Here is a 17,471-nt window from a genome sequence, read left to right as displayed (position 1 = left end):
CACGCTGTGCGCGCGAGTATGCCTGCGTATGGGCCGAAGTTGCAGCCTATATTCGCCCGGCACCGCGATTCGTCACAGGAGATTTGAGTTGGAGAGAGAGGCACCGCAATGGCTGGAGGTCGGGAACGGCGATGAAATCCGCCGCCTCGCAGTCCTGACGCAGGCCGGCTCGGCTGCCCCGGTGGTCTGGCTCGGCGGTTTCCGCTCCGACATGCGCGCGACCAAGGCCGAGGCGCTGGCGCAGTGGGCCGGCGAGGCCGGGCGGGCCTTCATCCGCTTCGACTATGCCGGGCATGGCGAGAGCGCGGTTCCGGACGAAAGGGGAAGCGACTTCGCGCGCTGGACCCTGTCGCACTGGCTGGAAGATGCGCTGGCCGTGATCGGCGCCCACTGCGAACGGCCGCCGATCCTGGTGGGTTCCTCGATGGGCGGTTGGATCGCCCTGCTGGCGGCAAGGCGCCTGCTCGGCAGCGCGCTTGCGCCGGCGGGACTGGTGCTGATCGCGCCGGCCGTCGATTTCTCGGAAGAACTGATGTGGGCGCAGATGCCCGAGGCGATCCGCCAGACCATTCTGCGCGAGGGCGTCTGGCTGCGCGCTTCGGAATATTCGCCGGAGCCGACGCCGATCACGCGGGCACTGATCGAGGATGGCCGCAAGCATCTGATGTTCGGAGGAGAGATCAGGACGGGATGCCCTGTCCATATCCTGCAGGGCATGCGGGACCCCGATGTTCCCTGGCGCCAAGCGCTCAAGCTGGTGGAGCATCTGAGCGGCGACCCGGTCGTGCTGACGCTCATCAAGGACGGCGATCACCGCCTCTCCGGCGCGGACGACATTCGCCGCCTGCAGGCTGCGGTCGCGGGAATCGCGACCGCGCCTTGAACTGGCGTCAGTGGACGCTCACCATCCGGAGATCGTGCTCCCACGCATTGGCGGTGGCTGCCTCGCGCGAATCGGTCACCAGGATTGGCGCGCCGTCGGCCGAGAGCAGCGCGAAGAGCTGCAGGCCGGACTGGATTTCCGGAGCCTGCGGAAAAATCCGCAGCAGCTCATCCGAGGTCATCGGCTTGAGATAGGCGACTTCGCCCGTGCCCAGCGCCGCGAATTCGGCGGGCGTCAGGGGGGTCGTCTGGATCATCGTCCTGTCTTCGTTCATCGCGCCCTCCTTCAGAGCAGTGCGAGTGCGGTTATCAAGATACGACTGCAATTATGAACGGATGCAAAAACCGCGCTTGCGTCCTTCAACCGTCGTTTAGTCACCTTCAGTCACGGCTCACGATATCGATACGCCGGATAAGCCGTTCTGGTTCCGGTCGGACCAGGTCTATCGCCAGCAGGCCGTTCGACAGATCGGCTCCCAGAACCTGCATGCCCTCCGCCAGGAGGAAGCTGCGCTGGAACTGGCGCGCTGCGATTCCGCGATGCAGGAACTGCCTGCTCTTGTCGTCGCTTTGCCGGCCACGAATGGTCAACTGGCTCTCCTCGAGCGTGATCTCAAGCTGTTCGCGCGAGAATCCCGCCACCGCCAGTGTGATGCGAAGCCGGTCCGGCTCGTCGTCACAACGCGGCATACGCTCGATATTGTAAGGCGGGTAACCCTCGCTGGCGCCCTTGGCGACCCGGTCGAGCGCTCTTTCGATATCGTCGAACCCCAGCAGAAACGGGTGCGACAGACTGGGCGTACGCGTCATTTCAGGGCCTTGCCTGACCTTGCCGAAGCCCCCGGAGGGCGCTTCCGATCTTCCGAGGCCCGCCAGCGCAGCGCCCCGCAGGCGAAAGGCGAAGCCCTTCCGCTTGACCAAGATATGGCGAAGGCCAGCGGCGGCTTCAAGGGTCGCGTGGACCCAGCCGAGTTGTTCGGGAGGCGGGCGGGGACGGGTGGTACAGCCACCCCGGCTTGAACGGGGGACCTCTAGATCCACAATCTAGCGCTCTAACCAACTGAGCTATGGCTGCCCGCACCCGGCGCTTGGCGATCATCGCTTTCGCGAGATCGGCGGCGGCGCGGAACCTAGTGCCGACGCCTCGCGATTGCAACCGGGGAATTGCGGTATTTGTCGGAAGCTTCCGCTCCGCCTGCGATCAGCCCTCCTCAGCCGTTGCCCTTGTCTCCGGCCCCCAGCGCCTTGCTGGCGATCCGCGCCAGCTCCTTCAGGTGCTCGGCATAGGATTCGTAGGAGCGGCGCACGGCCTTGGCCTGCAGCGCGACCGCGTCGGCGGCGCTGTCGGTGCGAGCCAGCGTCTCGGCGTCTCCGAGCGTCGCCTTCAGCTCGGCGCAGGCGTGATCCAGCATCTTGGCCTGCAGCGCGCCGAAAGCCTTCGCCATCACCAGCGCCTGCGTCATCACGGTGGTCGAGGTGATCGCGGCGAATTCAGGTGGGCGCGGCAGCGGCAGCGCGCTCAGCGAGGGCGCCGGCGCAGCCTTGGCCGGAACCGGCGTAGCCGCCTTGACGGCAGCCTCGACGACCTGCGCGACGGTCTTCACCGGAGCAACCACGGCCTTGGCTACGGCTTCGCTCGCAACCGGGGTGACGGTGGCGGCCGGTACTGGCACGACGACCGGCTTGGATACGGCAATCGGCTTTGGCGCAGGGGCCGCCTTGGCAGCAGAAGCAGCTTTGGGTGCAGGGACAGATTTGGGCGCGGCAACAGGTTTGGCAGCCGCGACGGACGCAGCCGTAGCAGGCTTGGCTGCCGGCTCGGGCTTCTCGATACGGATCTTCGACGAAGCGACCCGCGTCTCGGCCTTGGGCTTGATCGACCGCGCCGCTTGCTTCGCGGCGGGGGTCTTGGCCGTCGGTTTCGTCTCGACCGGCTTGGTCTCGGTCGGCTTGGCAGCAGCAGATTTGGCAGCAGCAGGCTCAGGCGGCACGGGCCTTGTCTCCGCGGGTGCGGCCGGTTTCGCCTCGAGCGGCTTGGATTCGGGCGCTTTGGCTTCGGGCGCCTTGACCTCCGGCGGCTTTGCTTCCGCGGGCTTGCTTTCGGGCGGCTTTGGCGCGGGAGCCAGTGCGGGAGCGGCAGCGACAGGCGGCGTCGGCGGCGCGCTGGCGGCCGGCTTGGCAGGCTCGGCCGGCACGGCGCCGGAAAGCGCATTGACCGGCGCAAGGCTGATCGGGGCCTTGGATTTGATCCGGGTCGGAGCAGGCTTGACCATCTCGATTCTCCTTCGGCGCTGAAGCGGCCGGACCGGACGGGCTGCCCGGTCTTCCGCTCGTTATGGGGCGCGCCGGCGCTGTCCGGATGATCAGATCGGCGCAGTCACTCAGATCGGTACAGTCACCTGGAACGGACCGCTCTCGAAGCGATCCGTTCCCTCGGTATTGCTTCGCCAGGATCGACTTGGGCTTGCAGGACCACCTGAGCCCGCCCGAACCTGGCCTTGAAGATCACTTGGTCTTGCAAGACCCCTTGGCCTTGCAAGACTACTTGGCCTTGCAAAACTACTTGGGCTTGGCCGCCTTCGTCACGGTTTCGGCCGCCTTGGCCGCGACCTCCTGCGCCGCCGCGCCGATCTCCTTGAACTGCGTCTGGAGCGCGGCCAGCTGCGCCTTCATGAATTCAGACTGATGCGTCATGACCTCGGTCAGATCCTTCGCCTGCACCAGCTTCTGGGCGAGGTCGAAAGCGGCGGCAACATTGGTCTCGGCATAGGAGATCGCCTTGCGGGCGACGTCATGAGTGTTGATGCGGGCGCTTTCAGCGGAGCCGTGAGCGGTGTCGACGGCCTTCTGGGCCGCGTCGATGAAGCCGTCGAAGGCCTTGCGGGCCTGCTCGACGCTGCGCTCGGCGAATTCGCGCATTTCGGTGGGGACTTCGTAGGGGGTCTTGGCTGCCATCGGGTCGTCCTCCTGGTTGGGGTCGGCTATGCTTGGCCGTCTGCTTCTGATCGGTCTCCCGGAGAGGCATCGCGCCATCTTATTGTGCGATGCAATATCATTGCTGCGTTGCGATGACAATCATAGCGTGAACCGGGCCGCGCGTTAACGCTGTTTCGATGCGGGCGGGGACGGCCAGACGCGCCGCATGGCGTTGCAAGCATTTGGCCGCTATTAAATCTTTGTTAGCCATATTGGCGCGGACCATGATGGCAGGAAGCTAGAGCGGGCAGGCATGAGCGAAGCCGGACAGGACTGGGCGCGGCTGGGCGCGGCGGCGGCGGAAGATGCGAGCCTCGCTTCCTTCGCGGCCGGCGGCGCGCTGCTGCTCTGGGACCGGCAGGCGGAACGGCCAGGTTTTGCCAACGCCGCCGGCCAAGCCCTGCTGGGCGTCCCTGCCCTGCCTTCAGCGACGCGCCAGCGCCTGGCCCTGCTCGCTGGCGGCCTCGCATCGCGCCAGGGCGTCCGGCTGGAGCGGCTGCGGCTGACTTCAGGCTTCGCCGCGACGCTCGTGACCTGCGGCTGCAAGCTCGTTAGCGATGGCGAGGCCGAGCCGGTTCTGGCCATCGCGGTTCAGGCCTCTGAATTGCGGCGCCTCGGCATCGTCGTGCCGTCGGCGCCCGAGCCGGCCCGGCCGGAGGTGACGCCTCCCGTACAGGCGGTCGTGGCCGAAGCGCCGCACGCGGCCTCCATTCCTGCGACCGACAGGGCGATCCGTTTTCTCTGGCAGAGCGATGCGACCGGGCGAATCACCAGCCTGTCGCCCAACATGGCCGAGCTGGTCGGAACGCAGGCCGCAGCCGCGTTGCCCGGCCGCGACTGGGCCGAGCTGATCGGGACAGAGATCATCGACCGCAGCGGCGACCTGCTCGCGCGCCTCGCCGGCACCGCGACCTGGAGCGGCCATGAAGTGCTGTGGCGGACGGCGACGACCGGCGAAGGGGCCCGCGTCGAGCTGTCCGGCGTGCCCGTTCTGGATGCGGCACGACAGGTGACCGGGTTCAAAGGCTTCGGCGTCGTGCGCCCCGGCGGACGCGAGCCCTTCGTCCTGCCCGCCCCCGTCGCGCTGCCGGCCGAGGCCGAACACGAAGACGCGCCGGAGGCCGCCGTCGAGCTGATCTCCGACGCAGCGCTCTTCGAAGCGCTCGACGCCGCCGTGGTCGCCCCCGCTCAGGACGAAGCCGAACCCGAGACCATCACCGAGACCGACGAGCATCCCTTGGTCGATGAGCCCGGGAGCGAGGCCGCCGCAGAAGGACCTGTCGACCGGTACGAGCCCGAGGCGATCGACGCCGGCGGGACGGCAGAGGAAGCGTCGGTCGCATCCGCACCGGCGCCGCAGGTCCCCGACAAGGCCAATATCGTGCCGCTGCGCAACGGCCATCTGGCTGCGGTGCGGCCGGTACTGGAGCCCTCGAAACCGAATCTGAGTTCGGCGGAGCGCAACGCCTTCCGCGAGATCGCCAAGGCGCTGGGCGCGCGGATCGCCGGCGACGACGAGGCGCTGGCGCCGCGGCTTCCTCCCGTCGCACCGCTGCGGCTGAAGGAGAGCGAGGCAGCGACCGAAGCGCTCCCGCCCGTCGACGTGACACCGACCGAAGCTGCGGCCGAGGCCGAGAAGGCCGCGATCCCCTCCCGGCCGCGCCTGCCCAATTCTCATGCCGATGTGCTCGACAAGCTGCCGATCGCGGTTCTGGTCAATCGCGGCGAGGAGGCTCTCTACGCCAACCGGACGCTGCTCGACCTGCTCGACTATGCCGATCTCGCCGACCTCACGGCGGGCGGCGGCGTCAGTCGGATGATCAAGGAAGCCGCCCGCACCGATGGCGGCAGCATGATCCTGATTGACCGGCTCGGCCATCTCGTCAGCGTCGATGCGGTGCTCTCCAGCGTCGCCTGGCAGGGCGAGCAGGCGACGCTGATGGCCTTCCGCCACCCCAATGGCGGCGGCGAAGTCAAGGTGCTGTCGCCGGAGGAGGCGGAAGAGGTCGAACTTGCAGCCGAGTTCGAGGCCGAGGACCGTGAGAGCGCGGCGCGCGTCGAGGCGCTCAGGCTGGATGCCGGCGCCCGCGATGCGCGCATCAACGAATTGGTCGCCATGCTCGACACCGCGACGGACGGCGTCGTCACGGTCGACGAACGCGGTCGCATCCTGTCGCTCAACAAGACCGCCGAAGCCCTGTTCGGTTACGACCAGCGCGAGGTCACCGGCGAATTGTTCACGCTGCTCTTCGCGGCCGAAAGCCATGCGCCGGCGCTGGATTATCTCGAAGGGCTCAAGGGCGGCGGCGTCGCCTCGGTGATGAATGACGGCCGCGAGGTCGTGGGCCGTGTCAGGCAGGGCGGCAAGATCCCGCTGTTCATGACGATGGGCCAGATCGCCGAGGGCGCGGAACGCCGCTTCTGCGCCGTGCTGCGCGACATCACCGCCTGGAAGAAGACCGAGGGCGAACTGGTCGAGGCGCGCAAGGCCGCCGAGAAGGCCAGCGCCCAGAAGTCCGACGTGCTCGCCAAGATCAGCCACGAGATCCGCACACCGCTGAACGCGATCATCGGCTTCGCCGAGGTGATGGCGGAAGAGCGCTTCGGGCCGATCGCCAACGAGCGCTACAAGGAATATCTGCGCGACATCCACCAGTCGGGCGGCTACGTCATCAGCCTCGTCAACGACCTGCTCGACCTCGCCAAGATCGAGGCCGGCAAGCTCGATCTCGACTTCGTGAGCGTCAACCTGAACGAGATCGCGCTGTCGGCTGTGAGCCTGCTACAGCCGGAGGCGCAGCGCGGCCGCGTCGTGTTGCGCTCGGGGCTCTCGCCCAAGCTGCCGCCGGTGGTGGCCGACCAGCGCTCGATCCGCCAGATCGTGATCAACCTGCTCTCCAATGCGGTGAAGTTCACCGATGCGGGCGGGCAGGTCATCATCTCCACAGCGCTCGGCGACCAGGGCGAGGCGATCCTGCGTGTGCGCGACACCGGCATCGGCATGGACGACAAGGAAATCGAGCTCGCGCTCGAGCCCTTCCGCCAGGTGCCGACGACGCGCCGCGCCGGCGGCACGGGCCTGGGCCTGCCGCTGACCAAGGCGCTGGTCGAGGCCAACCGGGCGGCGATGTCGATCACCAGCGTCAAGAAGGAAGGCACGCTGGTCGAGATCACCTTCCCACCGCAGCGGGTGCTGGCCGGCTGAGCCGGTTCACCGGACCGGCGCCGCTCTGTTCCAGACGCTGCCGAGTGCGGCGCGACGGCAACGGCCGCTTTTTCTCCTGCCCCCGTTGCTGACGCTGGATCAATCTGCCAAGAGCAGGCGGTCAATCGCCTTGGTCTTGTCTCTGTTCCGCCGGAAGGCCCCGCGTCCAGGGCCCTGGGGCGCAGATATCTGGATGAGTTCCGTCCTTATAATGCGTCCAGATTGCAAGAGCCCCGCGAGACGCCGTCTCTCCCTGAGCAACACCACGCTGCAGCACCGATTCCTGGCCGCGATTGCCATCATCATGGCCTGCTCGCTGGCGCTCGGCTGCACACTCATCGCAAGCTTCTATCGCAACCTCCAAGCCAACGACGCCAGCCTCGCCCGGCTGGTGGCCTTCCGCGAGGTCATGGCTGCCGCCAACAGGCTGTCGGCCGAGCGTGGTCCGACCAATGCGGTGCTGGGCGAGGAGCCCGTGTCCGAGAGCCCTTCGCGAGAGAGGTTGCGGGCCTTTCGGGCCGCGAGCGATGCCGCGCTGGCGCGGGTGGCCACGCATCCTTCCTTGGCCGACGCCACCGCCATTCTGCGACAACGGCTGACGCTGGCGCGGCGGCAGGTCGATGCACTGTCCGGGCTGCCGTTTCCGGCGCGCAGCACGGCCGATATCGAGCGCGTCATCGAGGGCATGTTCGGCGTGTTCGACGCGTCGCAGCCACTCATCGATGCCGCCATGACCAGCCTGCTGGCCGATGACCCCGCCCTGATCGGCCGCGCCCTGATCGCCCGCATGCTCAGCGACCTGCGCGAGCATGCGGGCCGCATGGGCTCGCACCTCGTCATCCCGATCGCCCACGCCCGACCCATCGAGCAGGAGCGACGTGCCGCCTTCGAGCAGACGCGCGGGCGGGTCGTCGCGCTCTGGCACCTCGCGCAGCAGCAGACGGGCACGCATGTCGATCCGCTGATCGGCGCCGCGCATCGCGCCGTCGTCGAGCGCTTCTTCGGCGAGGGGATGCCACTGCTGCAACGAACGCTCGATGCCGGCGACAGCGGCCGGTTCGGGCTCAGCCCGGCCGAGTTCACCAACGCGATCGTGCCGAGCTTCGCGCCGCTCGAACAGCTCCGCGACGCATTCGTCGATGCCACCACGACGCAACTTCAGGCGGAAGGCGCAGCCGCCCGTAGAGCGCTGATCATGGTCAGCGCGGCGACCGGCCTCGTGCTCCTGGTCGAGCTTGTGCTTCTTGCCGCCAGCCAGGCGCTGCTGTTTCGCCCCTTGCTCGCCGCGCGCGGTCGCATCGTGGCGCTCGCCGCGGGCAAGGTCGAAGAGCCGATCGTCGGCCGGGGCGCACAAGGCGAGATGCGCGGCCTGTTCCAGGCGCTCGATGCGTTGCGGCTCCAGTTGATCGAGCGCAACGGGCTCGACCGGGAACGCACGGCCCTCGCCGCCCGGCTGAAGCAGCAGGCCGACACCGACGGACTGACCGGCGTGCTGAACCGCGGCGCCCTGGAAAGGCTGGCCGCACATCTCGCCGAGACCGGAACGACCCCCAGGCGGATCGGGCTCATCCTCCTCGATATCGACCGCTTCAAGACGATCAACGACGCCTTCGGCCATGCCGCTGGCGACGAGGTTCTCAAGGAAACGGCGCTGCGGCTGCGCGCCGCGCTCAGGCAGGACGACGTCATCGCCCGTTTCGGCGGGGAGGAGTTTGCGGTCCTGCTGCTCGGCCAGGACGGCGAAGCGCCGTTCGACATCGCCGAGCGGCTGCGGCTGGCCTTGCAGGTTCCGCATTACACGCTCGAGGGCGGCCGGAGCCTGGAGGTGACCGCCAGCTTCGGCACCGCACTGATCAAGGACCGGCCCTGCGCCTGGCCGAAGCTGGTCGCAGCCGCCGACCGCGCCCTCTACCGGGCGAAGGCAGCCGGCCGCAACCGCGTCGTCGCGGATGGCGGCGACGCGTGAGCTTCGGCGCTCAGAGCAAAGTTCCGCTCAGGATCGTCGCCGCGACGCCGAAATAGATCACAAGGCCGGTGACATCGACGAGGGTCGCCACGAAGGGCGCCGAGGCGCTGGCCGGGTCGAAGCCCAGCCGCTTCAGCGCAAAGGGCAGCATCGAGCCGGTCAGAGAGCCGAAGGTGACGATGCAAACCAGCGTCGCGCCGATCGTGGCGGCGACGAGCCCCCAATGCGGGCCGTAATCGTAGAAGCCCACCTTCTGCCAGAGCACGATGCGGGCGATGCCGATCGCCCCCAGGATGGCGCCGAGCGTCAGGCCCGTCGGCAGTTCGCGCAGGGCCACGCGCCACCAATCCCGCAGCGAGACCTCGCGCAGCGCCAGCGCGCGAATGATCAGCGAAGTCGCCTGCGAACCCGAATTGCCGCCAGCCGACATAATCAGCGGCACGAACAGGGCGAGCACGATCGCCTTCTCCAACTCGGCCTCGTAGACCTGCATGGCAGAGGCGGTCAGCATCTCGCCGACGAGCAGCACGGAAAGCCAGCCGGCGCGCTTCCTGATCATCGGCAGGAAACCGATCTGATCGTAGCGCGCGTCGAGCGCTTCCATCCCGCCGAGCTTCTGCACATCCTCAGTCGTCTCCGCGATCATCGCATCGATGACGTCGTCGACGGTGACGATGCCGATCACATGTCCGGCCGCATCAACGACCGGCACGGCCAGGAGGTTGTATTTCGAAATCAGCCGCGCGACGTCCTCGCGATCGACCTCAGGGCCGACCGTGAGGGGCTTGTGCTCGGGCGCGAGCGTGGCGATGGCCGCCCCCGGGTCACCGCTGATCAAGCGCCGCAGCGGCACGGCATGGAGCAGCGCGCCGCCGACCGGATCGACGACATAGATCGCATAGACCGTCTCGCGCGAGCGCTCGACATGTCGGATATGGTCCAGCGTCGCCTGAACCGTCCAGCTCGAGGGAACGCTGACGAACTCCGTCGTCATCAGCGAGCCGGCGCTGTGCTCCGGATAGCTCAGGAGCCGCGTCACGGCCGCATGGGTCTCGCGGTCGAGATGCCTCAGCAGGCGTGCGCGCACCGGCTCGCCGACCTCGTCGACGAGGTCGGTGACACGATCGGTCGACATCGCGCCGAGAAAGGCGGAGGCGCGCCCGTCGGGCAGCAAGGCGAGCACCGCCGGCGCCGCCATGAATTCGGGCTGGTCGAGCACCTCGACGGCGCGCTCGAACGGCAAAGCAAGCAGCACCGCGGCGGCGGTCTCCGCATCCTGGTCGTCGAGCGCCTCGACGATATCGGCGACATGCTCGCCGGCGAGGCTGACGGCCAGCGTCCGGGCGAGCAGATCGGCTTTGGGGTCGATACGCAGTTCGACCCGATCCTTGAAATCAGTGGTGTCGTTCATCGGCTTGTTCCTGTGAGCGGCCGTCATCGGCCGATCACAGGCGAGCCGGCTCCCCGGTCAGGCCCGCTTCTCGGCGGCAGACGGCATCGACTGTCGACTGGGACTGTCGCTTGGCATCGGGGTGAAGGTTCCTGTTGAGCGGGCGGCCTGAAACGGTCGCCTCGCCGCCGCATTGGACCTGCGCGCGCCGCGCGTCAACCGGAATTTCCGCTGGCCTTGCGCTGCGTGCGCCGACAGGGTGAGCGTCCGGAGAGCGCAGGCGCCGCCCGAGTTCAGCCATCCCGCAAGCGCGTTTTCGCAGGGCAAATATTCTTCCAAACGTGATGCGTGGAGATCGTCTCTCCTGTAACGACAGGACCCGTCGCATCTCTTCCGCAAAGGCACCTGCCCATGACCCTGACGATCTATGGCTGCTATCGCTCGCGTGCCACGCGCAATGTCTGGCTCGCCAATGAACTGGGCCTCGCCTTCAACCATGTCCCGGTGATCCAGGCCTACCGCCTGCCGGACCCGTCGGTGGCGGATGCGCCGCTACATACGAAGAGCCCCGACTTCCTGAAAGTGAACCCGAACGGGCATATCCCCAGCATCGACGATGACGGGTTCAAGCTGCACGAATCGCTCGCGATCAACCTCTACCTCGCCCGCAAGCATGGCGGCCCGCTGGCGCCCAGGGATGCGCAGGAGGAGGGCCTGGCCGTGATGTGGTCGCTCTGGGCCGCGACCGAATGCGAGACCCATGCGCTGAACCTGCAGTACCACATGGCAGCCTATCCGCCCGAGAAGCGCGATCCGAAGCTGGTCGAGGCGGCGCTCGCCGCCCTGCCGGGCCCCTTCGCCGTGCTCGACAAGACATTGGCCGAGGGTGGCGGCTTCGTCATGGGCGGACGTTTCACCGTTGCCGACATCAACGTCGCCGAGATCATCCGCTATGCGAAGCCCGCGACACAGCTCTTCGAGGCCGCGCCGCATGTGAAAGCCTGGCTCGAGGCCTGCCATGCCCGCCCGGCCTTCAAGGCGATGTGGCAGGCGCGCGAAGCGGAAGCGGCCTGAGGCCGGAAATCGGGTGGCCGGGCCATGCCCCGGCCACCTACTGACGCAGGATGACCCGCCCTGCGAGCACAGATCCCGCCATGACACAGCCTGCTCACGCTCCTTCGCCGCGCATGGGCCCGACCGAGTGGCTCCTGCTCGTCGTCCTGTCGATCCTGTGGGGCGGCTCGTTCTTCTTCAACAAGCTCACCGTGACGGAATGGCCGCCCTTTGCCGTGGTCCAGGTGCGCGTCGGGCTGGCGGCGTCGGCTCTGCTCGTCGCGGTGCGGATCAGCGGGCAGTCGATGGCGGTGGGGCGCAGCGTCTGGCTCGCCTTCTTCGGCATGGGCATCCTCAACAACCTGATCCCATTCAGCCTGTTCCTGTGGGGCCAGCAGCAGATCGCCAGCGGCCTCGCCTCGATCCTGAACGCGACGACGCCGATCTTCGCCGTGCTGGTGATGCATTGCTTCGGCGATGAGAGGGCCACCGGGCTGAAGCTCGGCGGCGTTCTGGCCGGCCTCGTCGGCGTCGGCATCCTGATGGGCCCCGATGCGCTCGGCGGCCTCGGCTCCAATCTGGCCGCGCAACTAGCCTGCGTGCTTGCCGCAGTCTCCTATGCCTTCTCCGGCCTGTTCGGGAAGCGTTTCCGCGGCCTGTCGCCGCTCGTCGCCGCCACCGGCCAGCTCTCCGCCTCGACGCTGATGATGCTCCCGATCGTCATCATCCTGCATCCGCCCTGGACGCTGCCCGTGCCCTCGCAACAGGCTGTCCTCGCAGCAGTAGGCCTGGCGCTGATCTCGACGGCTCTCGCTTACATCATCTTCTTCCGGATCATGCGTATCGCCGGGCCGAGCAACGTCATGCTGGTAACCTTCCTGATCCCGGTCAGCGCCATCCTGCTCGGCGTCGGGCTGCTCGGCGAGAGCCTGCTGCCGCGCCATTTCGCCGGCATGGCGGCCATCTTCGCCGGGCTCGCCTTGATCGACGGCCGAATTTTTCGCCGTTCACGGCCGATCGCGACGACCTGATCGCGGCGGCGTCCGGCGACGCCCAGCTTTGTTGCCAAAAAATTATGAATTGTTCTAGGGTCGCTTTCGCGGCCTGAGCCGCTAATCGGCTTGAGGCAGTAACTGGAAGATATCGGGCAACGATACGCCAGAGGGGATCAGAGGGACGTCATGGATGTTCGGCAGCTGCGATGTTTCATCGCGGTGGCGGAGGAGCTTCACTTCGGCAGGGCCGCCGAGCGGCTCGGCCTCGCGCCACCCGCCCTTTCCCGTCAGATCAGCACGCTCGAGGAAGAGCTCGGCTGCGTTCTCCTGACCCGCACGACGCGTCAGGTGGCGCTGACGCGGGCGGGGCTGATCATGCTCGAGGAAGCCAAGGGCATCCTCGGCCGGATGGAGCACGCCTCGCGGGCTGTGCGCGAGGCCTCGCTCGCCTCCGGCAAGGTGTTGCGGATCGGGGCGATCGACGCGGCCTCGTCGAGCTTCGTGCCCGAGGCGCTGGTCGCCTTCCGCGAGCGCTATCCCGGCGTCGAGATCAAGTTCGTCGAGGCGATGACGGCGCCGCTGATCCAGATGCTGGAGGCCGGCAAGCTCGACCTCGCGCTGTCTCGCCCGCCGCGCAAGCCGACCGACTGTGCCTTCGAGGTGCTGCGCGTCGAGCGGCCGATCGTGGTGCTGAACGAGAAGCACCCGCTCGCGGCCCGCGACCATCTGACGATGCAGGACCTGGTCGGCCAGCCCTTCGTGGTGCCCTCCAAGCGCATCCGGCCCTTCGCCTATGACTTGGTGATGGCCTATTTCGAAAGCGTCGGCACCGTGCCGAACGTCACCATCGAGGCGACCGAGAAGCCCGCCATGATGTCGGCGGTCGCGGCCGGCCTGGGCATGGCGCTGGCGCCGGACTGGGTCAGCCGGCTGAGCTTCCCCGGGGTGACGATGCGGCGCCTGCGCGGCGCGCTGCTAGACCCGCCGCCGCCCGGGGCGCTCGTCGGCATCGCCTGGCGTCCGCAGCAGCGCCTTGGGCCGCGCGACGATTTCCTCGCGATCCTGCGCGAGAGCGTCACCCTGATCGACGAGCGCCATGTGCTGCCGTTCGCCGTCCCCGCAACGAAGCTGAAACGAACGGCCCGCATCGTCGGGTCCGCAGTCGGAGGAGCCTGATGAGTTTGAACCAGATCGAAAAGGCGCAGGGTCTGCGAATCCGCTCAACGCAGGACATGGCGGCCGGGCTGTTCATGATCCTGCTCGCGGGCGTCGCCCTGCTGCTGTCGAGCGACCTGTCGTTGGGCACGCTCCGTCAGATCGGCCCGGGCATGCTCCCCAAGGCGTTCGCGGTGATCTGCGCCGCCCTCGGCCTGCTGCAGTGCCTGGCGTCGCTGCGCTACAACGGCGAGAAGCTGGCCGGCTGGTCCTGGCGTGGCGTCATCTTCGTGCTCGGCGGAGCCTGCCTGTTCGGCCTGACGATCCGCGGCTTCGACCTCGGCCCCATCAAGGTGCCGCAGCTCGGCCTCGTCGTCTCCGGCCCTCTCGTCGTGCTGGTCGCGGGCTGCGCTGCGGAAGACGTGAAGTGGAAGGAGCTGATCATCTTCGCCGTGGCGATGACGACGTTCTGCGCCCTCCTGTTCAAATATGCGCTGAGCCTGCCGATCCCGCTCGCGCCCTGGCTGCTGGGAATCTGAGGTCATCATGGACGTTTTTGCCAATCTGAGCCTCGGCTTCGCCACGGTCTGGAAGATCGTCTGGTGGTCGCCTGCCTTCCTGCAGGGCGCCGTCGCCATCCCGCTGCCGATGAACATCCTGCTCTGCTTCGTCGGCTGCCTCGTCGGCACGCTGATCGGCGTGCTGCCCGGCGTCGGTCCGATCGCGACGATCGCCATGCTGCTGCCGATCACCTTCGGGCTCGACCCCGTCGGCGCGCTGATCATGCTCGCCGGCATCTATTACGGCGCGCAATATGGCGGCTCGACCACCGCGATCCTGGTCAATATTCCCGGCGAGGCCACCTCGGTCGTGACCACGCTGGACGGCCACCAGATGGCCAAGCAGGGTCGCGCCGGCGTGGCGCTCGGCACAGCGGCGCTGGGCTCCTTCTTCGCCGGCTGCGTCGCCACCGTCGTCATCGCCGCGCTCGGTGCCCCGCTGACCAAGCTCGCACTGCTGTTCGGCCCGGCCGAGTATTTCTCGCTGATGGTGATGGGCCTGTGCTTCGCGGTCGTTCTGGCACGCGGCTCGATCCTCAAGGCCTTCTGCATGATCATGCTCGGCCTGCTGCTCTCGACCGTCGGCACAGACCTCGAAACCGGACAGGAACGCATGACCTTCGGCTTCGCGCCGCTGGCCGACGGCATCGACTTCGCCGTGCTCGCCATGGGCGTGTTCGGCTTCGCCGAGGTTCTGCGCAACCTCGAAAACCCCGAGACGCGCGACGTGGTGAAAACCAAGATCGGGCGGCTGCTGCCGAACTGGAACGACATCAAGCAGTCGACCAACCCGGTGCTTCGCGGCACGGCAATCGGCGCCATCCTCGGCATCCTGCCGGGCAATGGCGCGGTGCTCGGCCCCTTCGCCAGCTATACCGTCGAGAAGAAGATCGCCAAGGATCCGTCGCGCTTCGGCAAGGGCGCGATCGAGGGCGTGGCCGGGCCTGAATCGGCCAACAACGCCGGCGCTCAGACCGCCTTCATCCCGCTGCTGACGCTCGGCATCCCGCCGAACGCGGTCATGGCGCTGATGGTCGGCGCGATGACGATCCACGGCATCATCCCCGGCCCGCAGGTCATGACCAAGAACCCCGACCTGTTCTGGGGCATGATCGCCTCGATGTGGATCGGCAACCTGATGCTGCTCGTCATCAACCTGCCGCTGGTCGGCCTCTGGGTGAAGCTGCTGCAGGTGCCCTATCGCCTGATGTTCCCGGCGATCCTGATCTTCTGCTGCATCGGCATCTACTCGGTGAACAACCAGCCGGTCGACGTCGCCTTCACCGCCATGTTCGGGCTGTTCGGCTACATCCTGATCAAGCTCGGCTTCGAACCGGCTCCGATGCTGCTCGGCTTCGTGCTCGGCAAGCTGATGGAGGAGAAGCTCAGGCAGGCCCTGATCATCTCGCGCGGCTCGTTCCTGACCTTCATCGAGCGGCCGATCTCCGCCGGGCTGTTGCTCGTGGCCGTCGTCATTCTCGTCATTGCGCTGCTGCCGTCGATGTCGAAGAAGCGCGAAGAGGTCTTCACCGAATGACGGGGTTGCCGCGTCCCGGGCGCGGCACCACCTTGTCCCCAACGATAAAAGAGGAAGGATCCGCCATGAAGAAACTCGCACTCGGCCTCGCGGCCGCCGTCTCTCTGGCTTTCGCGGGAAGCGCCGGCGCCCAGGGCTATCCGACGAAGCCCGTCACCATGATCGTTCCGTTCGCCGCCGGCGGACCAACCGACATCATCGCCCGCATCGTCTCCGACCACATGTCCAAGACGCTCGGCCAGCAGATCGTGATCGAGAACGTCGCCGGCGCCGGCGGCACCACGGGCATCACCCGCGCGCTGACGGCGGCGCCCGATGGCTACACCATCGCCATGGGCCATCTTGGTACCTTCTCCGCTGCGCCCGCCACCTACGCCAACCTGAAATACGACCCGCTCAACGGCATGCAGACGATCGGCCTGGCCGGTGGCACGCCGATCCTGATCGTCGCGCGCAAGAATCTCGAGGCGCCCGATCTCAAGGCCTTCGTCACCGCCGTGAAGGCCAATCCGGACAAGTTCAACGAGGCCCATGCCGGCCTCGGCTCCGTTTCGTGGACAACCTGCACTCTGCTGAAGGGTCAGCTCGGCGTGCCCAAGCTGAACGCCGTCGCCTATCGCGGCACAGGCCCGGCACTGAACGATCTCGTCTCCGGCCAGATCGACTTCATGTGCGACCAGATCGTCAGCGTGGCCGAGCAGGTCAAGGCCGGCACGATCAAGGCCTACGCGATCGCCTCGGCGCAACGCTCGCCGGCCCTGCCGGACGTGCCGACGACGACCGAAGCCGGGCTGCCTGAGTACCAGATCGAGGCCTGGAACGGCATCGCGGCGCCGAAGGGTACGCCAAAGGAGATCGTTGACCGGCTCGTCGATGCGCTGAACAAGGCGCTGAATGACGAGAACACCAAGAAGCGCCTGCTCGAGCTTGGCACCGTGCTGCCGACCGCCGCCGAGCGCACCCCGGACGGCTTCGCCGCCCTGATCAAGCGCGACGCAGCCAAGCTCGACCCGGCCCTGAAGGCCGCTCCCAAATAGGCTCGATCGTATCGGGATCATCGTGACGGCGGGCTTCGGCCCGCCGTTTTCGCTTGGAGCGAGCCATCTCGTCCGCTGCGCCGATCACGTCTCAACCGCTTGATAAACCGCATATTCCGAGCGCGCCCTGCGCGACTGTTACACGTCGTGACCGATTTTTGCGGAACCGCGGCCGCCTGCGCCGGTTGTCCCCCCGAACTTTCTCTCGGAAGGAGAACAACCATGATCAAGAAGCTTGCTCTTGTCGCCGCCGTCGTCGCCATCCCGGCCACAGCCTTTGCACAGACCCAGGTCCAGACGCAGACCCAGCCCTCGGGCGGCGCGGCCGGCGGTGCCGTCAGCGGCGCGACCTCGGGCGCCATCGGCGGCGCGATCGTCGGGGGTCCGGTCGGTGCGGCGGTCGGCGGTGTCGGCGGCGCGGTCGTCGGCGCCATCATCGGCGATGCCGCCACGCCGAAGTTCCGCACCTATGTCGTCGAGCAGAACGTGCCGTCCTACACTTATGCGCAGCCGGTCGCGGTCGGCACAGTGCTGCCCGAGCAGGGCCTGACCTATCGCGAGGTCCCTGCCGAATATGGCGCCCCGGCCGGCTATCGCTACACGGTCGTGAACGATCGCACGGTGCTGGTCGAGCCGCGCACCCGCCGCGTCGTTCAGATCATCCAGTGATCGAAACAGCCGCGCCTTCGGTGCGGTTGCACGGCCCGCCCCGGCA

15 protein-coding genes and 1 tRNA gene are annotated in these 17,471 nt (G+C 67.5%); 10 read left to right on the top strand and 6 right to left on the bottom strand.

Translation table 11 applies throughout. The features are described 5' to 3' along the window. Positions 1-88 precede the first annotated feature (88 nt). Positions 89-883, top strand: coding sequence for an alpha/beta hydrolase (locus AC1RMY_RS12595; RefSeq protein WP_492864871.1), 795 nt, complete (start codon positions 89-91; stop codon positions 881-883). Positions 884-890: 7 nt separating this feature from the next. Here AC1RMY_RS12595 and AC1RMY_RS12590 read toward each other — a convergent pair whose 3' ends face one another. From AC1RMY_RS12590 to AC1RMY_RS12570, 5 genes are all read right to left on the bottom strand, one after another. After that, positions 891-1,157, bottom strand: coding sequence for a BQ00720 family protein (locus AC1RMY_RS12590; RefSeq protein ID WP_492864869.1), 267 nt, complete (start codon positions 1,155-1,157; stop codon positions 891-893). Between the two features lie 106 nt (positions 1,158-1,263). Beyond that, positions 1,264-1,692 carry an Hsp20 family protein gene (locus AC1RMY_RS12585; RefSeq protein ID WP_492864867.1) on the bottom strand — a complete coding sequence of 143 codons (429 nt, stop codon included), beginning with the start codon at positions 1,690-1,692 and terminating at the stop codon, positions 1,264-1,266. Between the two features lie 188 nt (positions 1,693-1,880). After that, positions 1,881-1,957, bottom strand: a tRNA-His gene (locus AC1RMY_RS12580). 136 nt (positions 1,958-2,093) lie between these two features. Next, the gene (locus AC1RMY_RS12575) at positions 2,094-3,155 is read right to left on the bottom strand and encodes a phasin family protein (protein ID WP_492864865.1); all 1,062 of its coding nucleotides are present in this window, start codon (positions 3,153-3,155) and stop codon (positions 2,094-2,096) included. A 286-nt stretch (positions 3,156-3,441) separates the two neighbouring features. After that, positions 3,442-3,837, bottom strand: coding sequence for a phasin (locus tag AC1RMY_RS12570; RefSeq protein WP_492864863.1), 396 nt, complete (start codon positions 3,835-3,837; stop codon positions 3,442-3,444). Positions 3,838-4,111: 274 nt separating this feature from the next. Between AC1RMY_RS12570 and AC1RMY_RS12565 the strand changes: the two genes are divergently transcribed. After that, the gene (locus tag AC1RMY_RS12565) at positions 4,112-7,063 is read left to right on the top strand and encodes an ATP-binding protein (protein ID WP_492864862.1); all 2,952 of its coding nucleotides are present in this window, start codon (positions 4,112-4,114) and stop codon (positions 7,061-7,063) included. Between the two features lie 304 nt (positions 7,064-7,367). Then, a complete protein-coding gene (locus AC1RMY_RS12560; protein ID WP_492864860.1) occupies positions 7,368-9,029 on the top strand; it encodes a GGDEF domain-containing protein in 1,662 nt (553 codons plus the stop codon). A 10-nt stretch (positions 9,030-9,039) separates the two neighbouring features. Here the strand turns inward: AC1RMY_RS12560 and mgtE are convergent, their stop codons facing one another. Further along, positions 9,040-10,440: a magnesium transporter gene (gene mgtE / locus AC1RMY_RS12555; protein WP_492864859.1), complete on the bottom strand. Its 1,401-nt coding sequence runs from the start codon at positions 10,438-10,440 to the stop codon at positions 9,040-9,042. A 390-nt stretch (positions 10,441-10,830) separates the two neighbouring features. Between mgtE and AC1RMY_RS12550 the strand changes: the two genes are divergently transcribed. The 7 genes from AC1RMY_RS12550 (at position 10,831) to AC1RMY_RS12520 (ending at position 17,425) form a co-directional block, all read left to right on the top strand. Then, the gene (locus tag AC1RMY_RS12550) at positions 10,831-11,493 is read left to right on the top strand and encodes a glutathione S-transferase family protein (protein WP_492864858.1); all 663 of its coding nucleotides are present in this window, start codon (positions 10,831-10,833) and stop codon (positions 11,491-11,493) included. Between the two features lie 80 nt (positions 11,494-11,573). Further along, on the top strand, positions 11,574-12,503 hold the full coding sequence (locus tag AC1RMY_RS12545) for a DMT family transporter (protein ID WP_492864857.1): 930 nt from the start codon (positions 11,574-11,576) through the stop codon (positions 12,501-12,503). A 150-nt stretch (positions 12,504-12,653) separates the two neighbouring features. Further along, positions 12,654-13,643: a LysR family transcriptional regulator gene (locus tag AC1RMY_RS12540; RefSeq protein ID WP_492864856.1), complete on the top strand. Its 990-nt coding sequence runs from the start codon at positions 12,654-12,656 to the stop codon at positions 13,641-13,643. Continuing rightward, positions 13,643-14,161, top strand: coding sequence for a tripartite tricarboxylate transporter TctB family protein (locus AC1RMY_RS12535; protein WP_492864855.1), 519 nt, complete (start codon positions 13,643-13,645; stop codon positions 14,159-14,161). Before AC1RMY_RS12540 ends, AC1RMY_RS12535 begins: the two co-directional genes overlap by 1 nt. A gap of 4 nt (positions 14,162-14,165) precedes the next feature. Then, on the top strand, positions 14,166-15,719 hold the full coding sequence (locus tag AC1RMY_RS12530; RefSeq protein ID WP_492865312.1) for a tripartite tricarboxylate transporter permease: 1,554 nt from the start codon (positions 14,166-14,168) through the stop codon (positions 15,717-15,719). A gap of 65 nt (positions 15,720-15,784) precedes the next feature. Next, positions 15,785-16,756 carry a tripartite tricarboxylate transporter substrate-binding protein gene (locus tag AC1RMY_RS12525; RefSeq protein ID WP_492864854.1) on the top strand — a complete coding sequence of 324 codons (972 nt, stop codon included), beginning with the start codon at positions 15,785-15,787 and terminating at the stop codon, positions 16,754-16,756. A 222-nt stretch (positions 16,757-16,978) separates the two neighbouring features. After that, complete coding sequence (locus AC1RMY_RS12520) at positions 16,979-17,425, top strand: DUF1236 domain-containing protein (RefSeq protein ID WP_492864853.1); 447 nt, start codon at positions 16,979-16,981, stop codon at positions 17,423-17,425. Positions 17,426-17,471 lie beyond the last annotated feature (46 nt).

This window comes from Allobosea sp. GW822-FHT03F07, from assembly GCF_058801345.1.
Note: the sequence above shows the minus strand (reverse complement) of the source record. Positions and strands in the feature narration are given on the sequence as shown.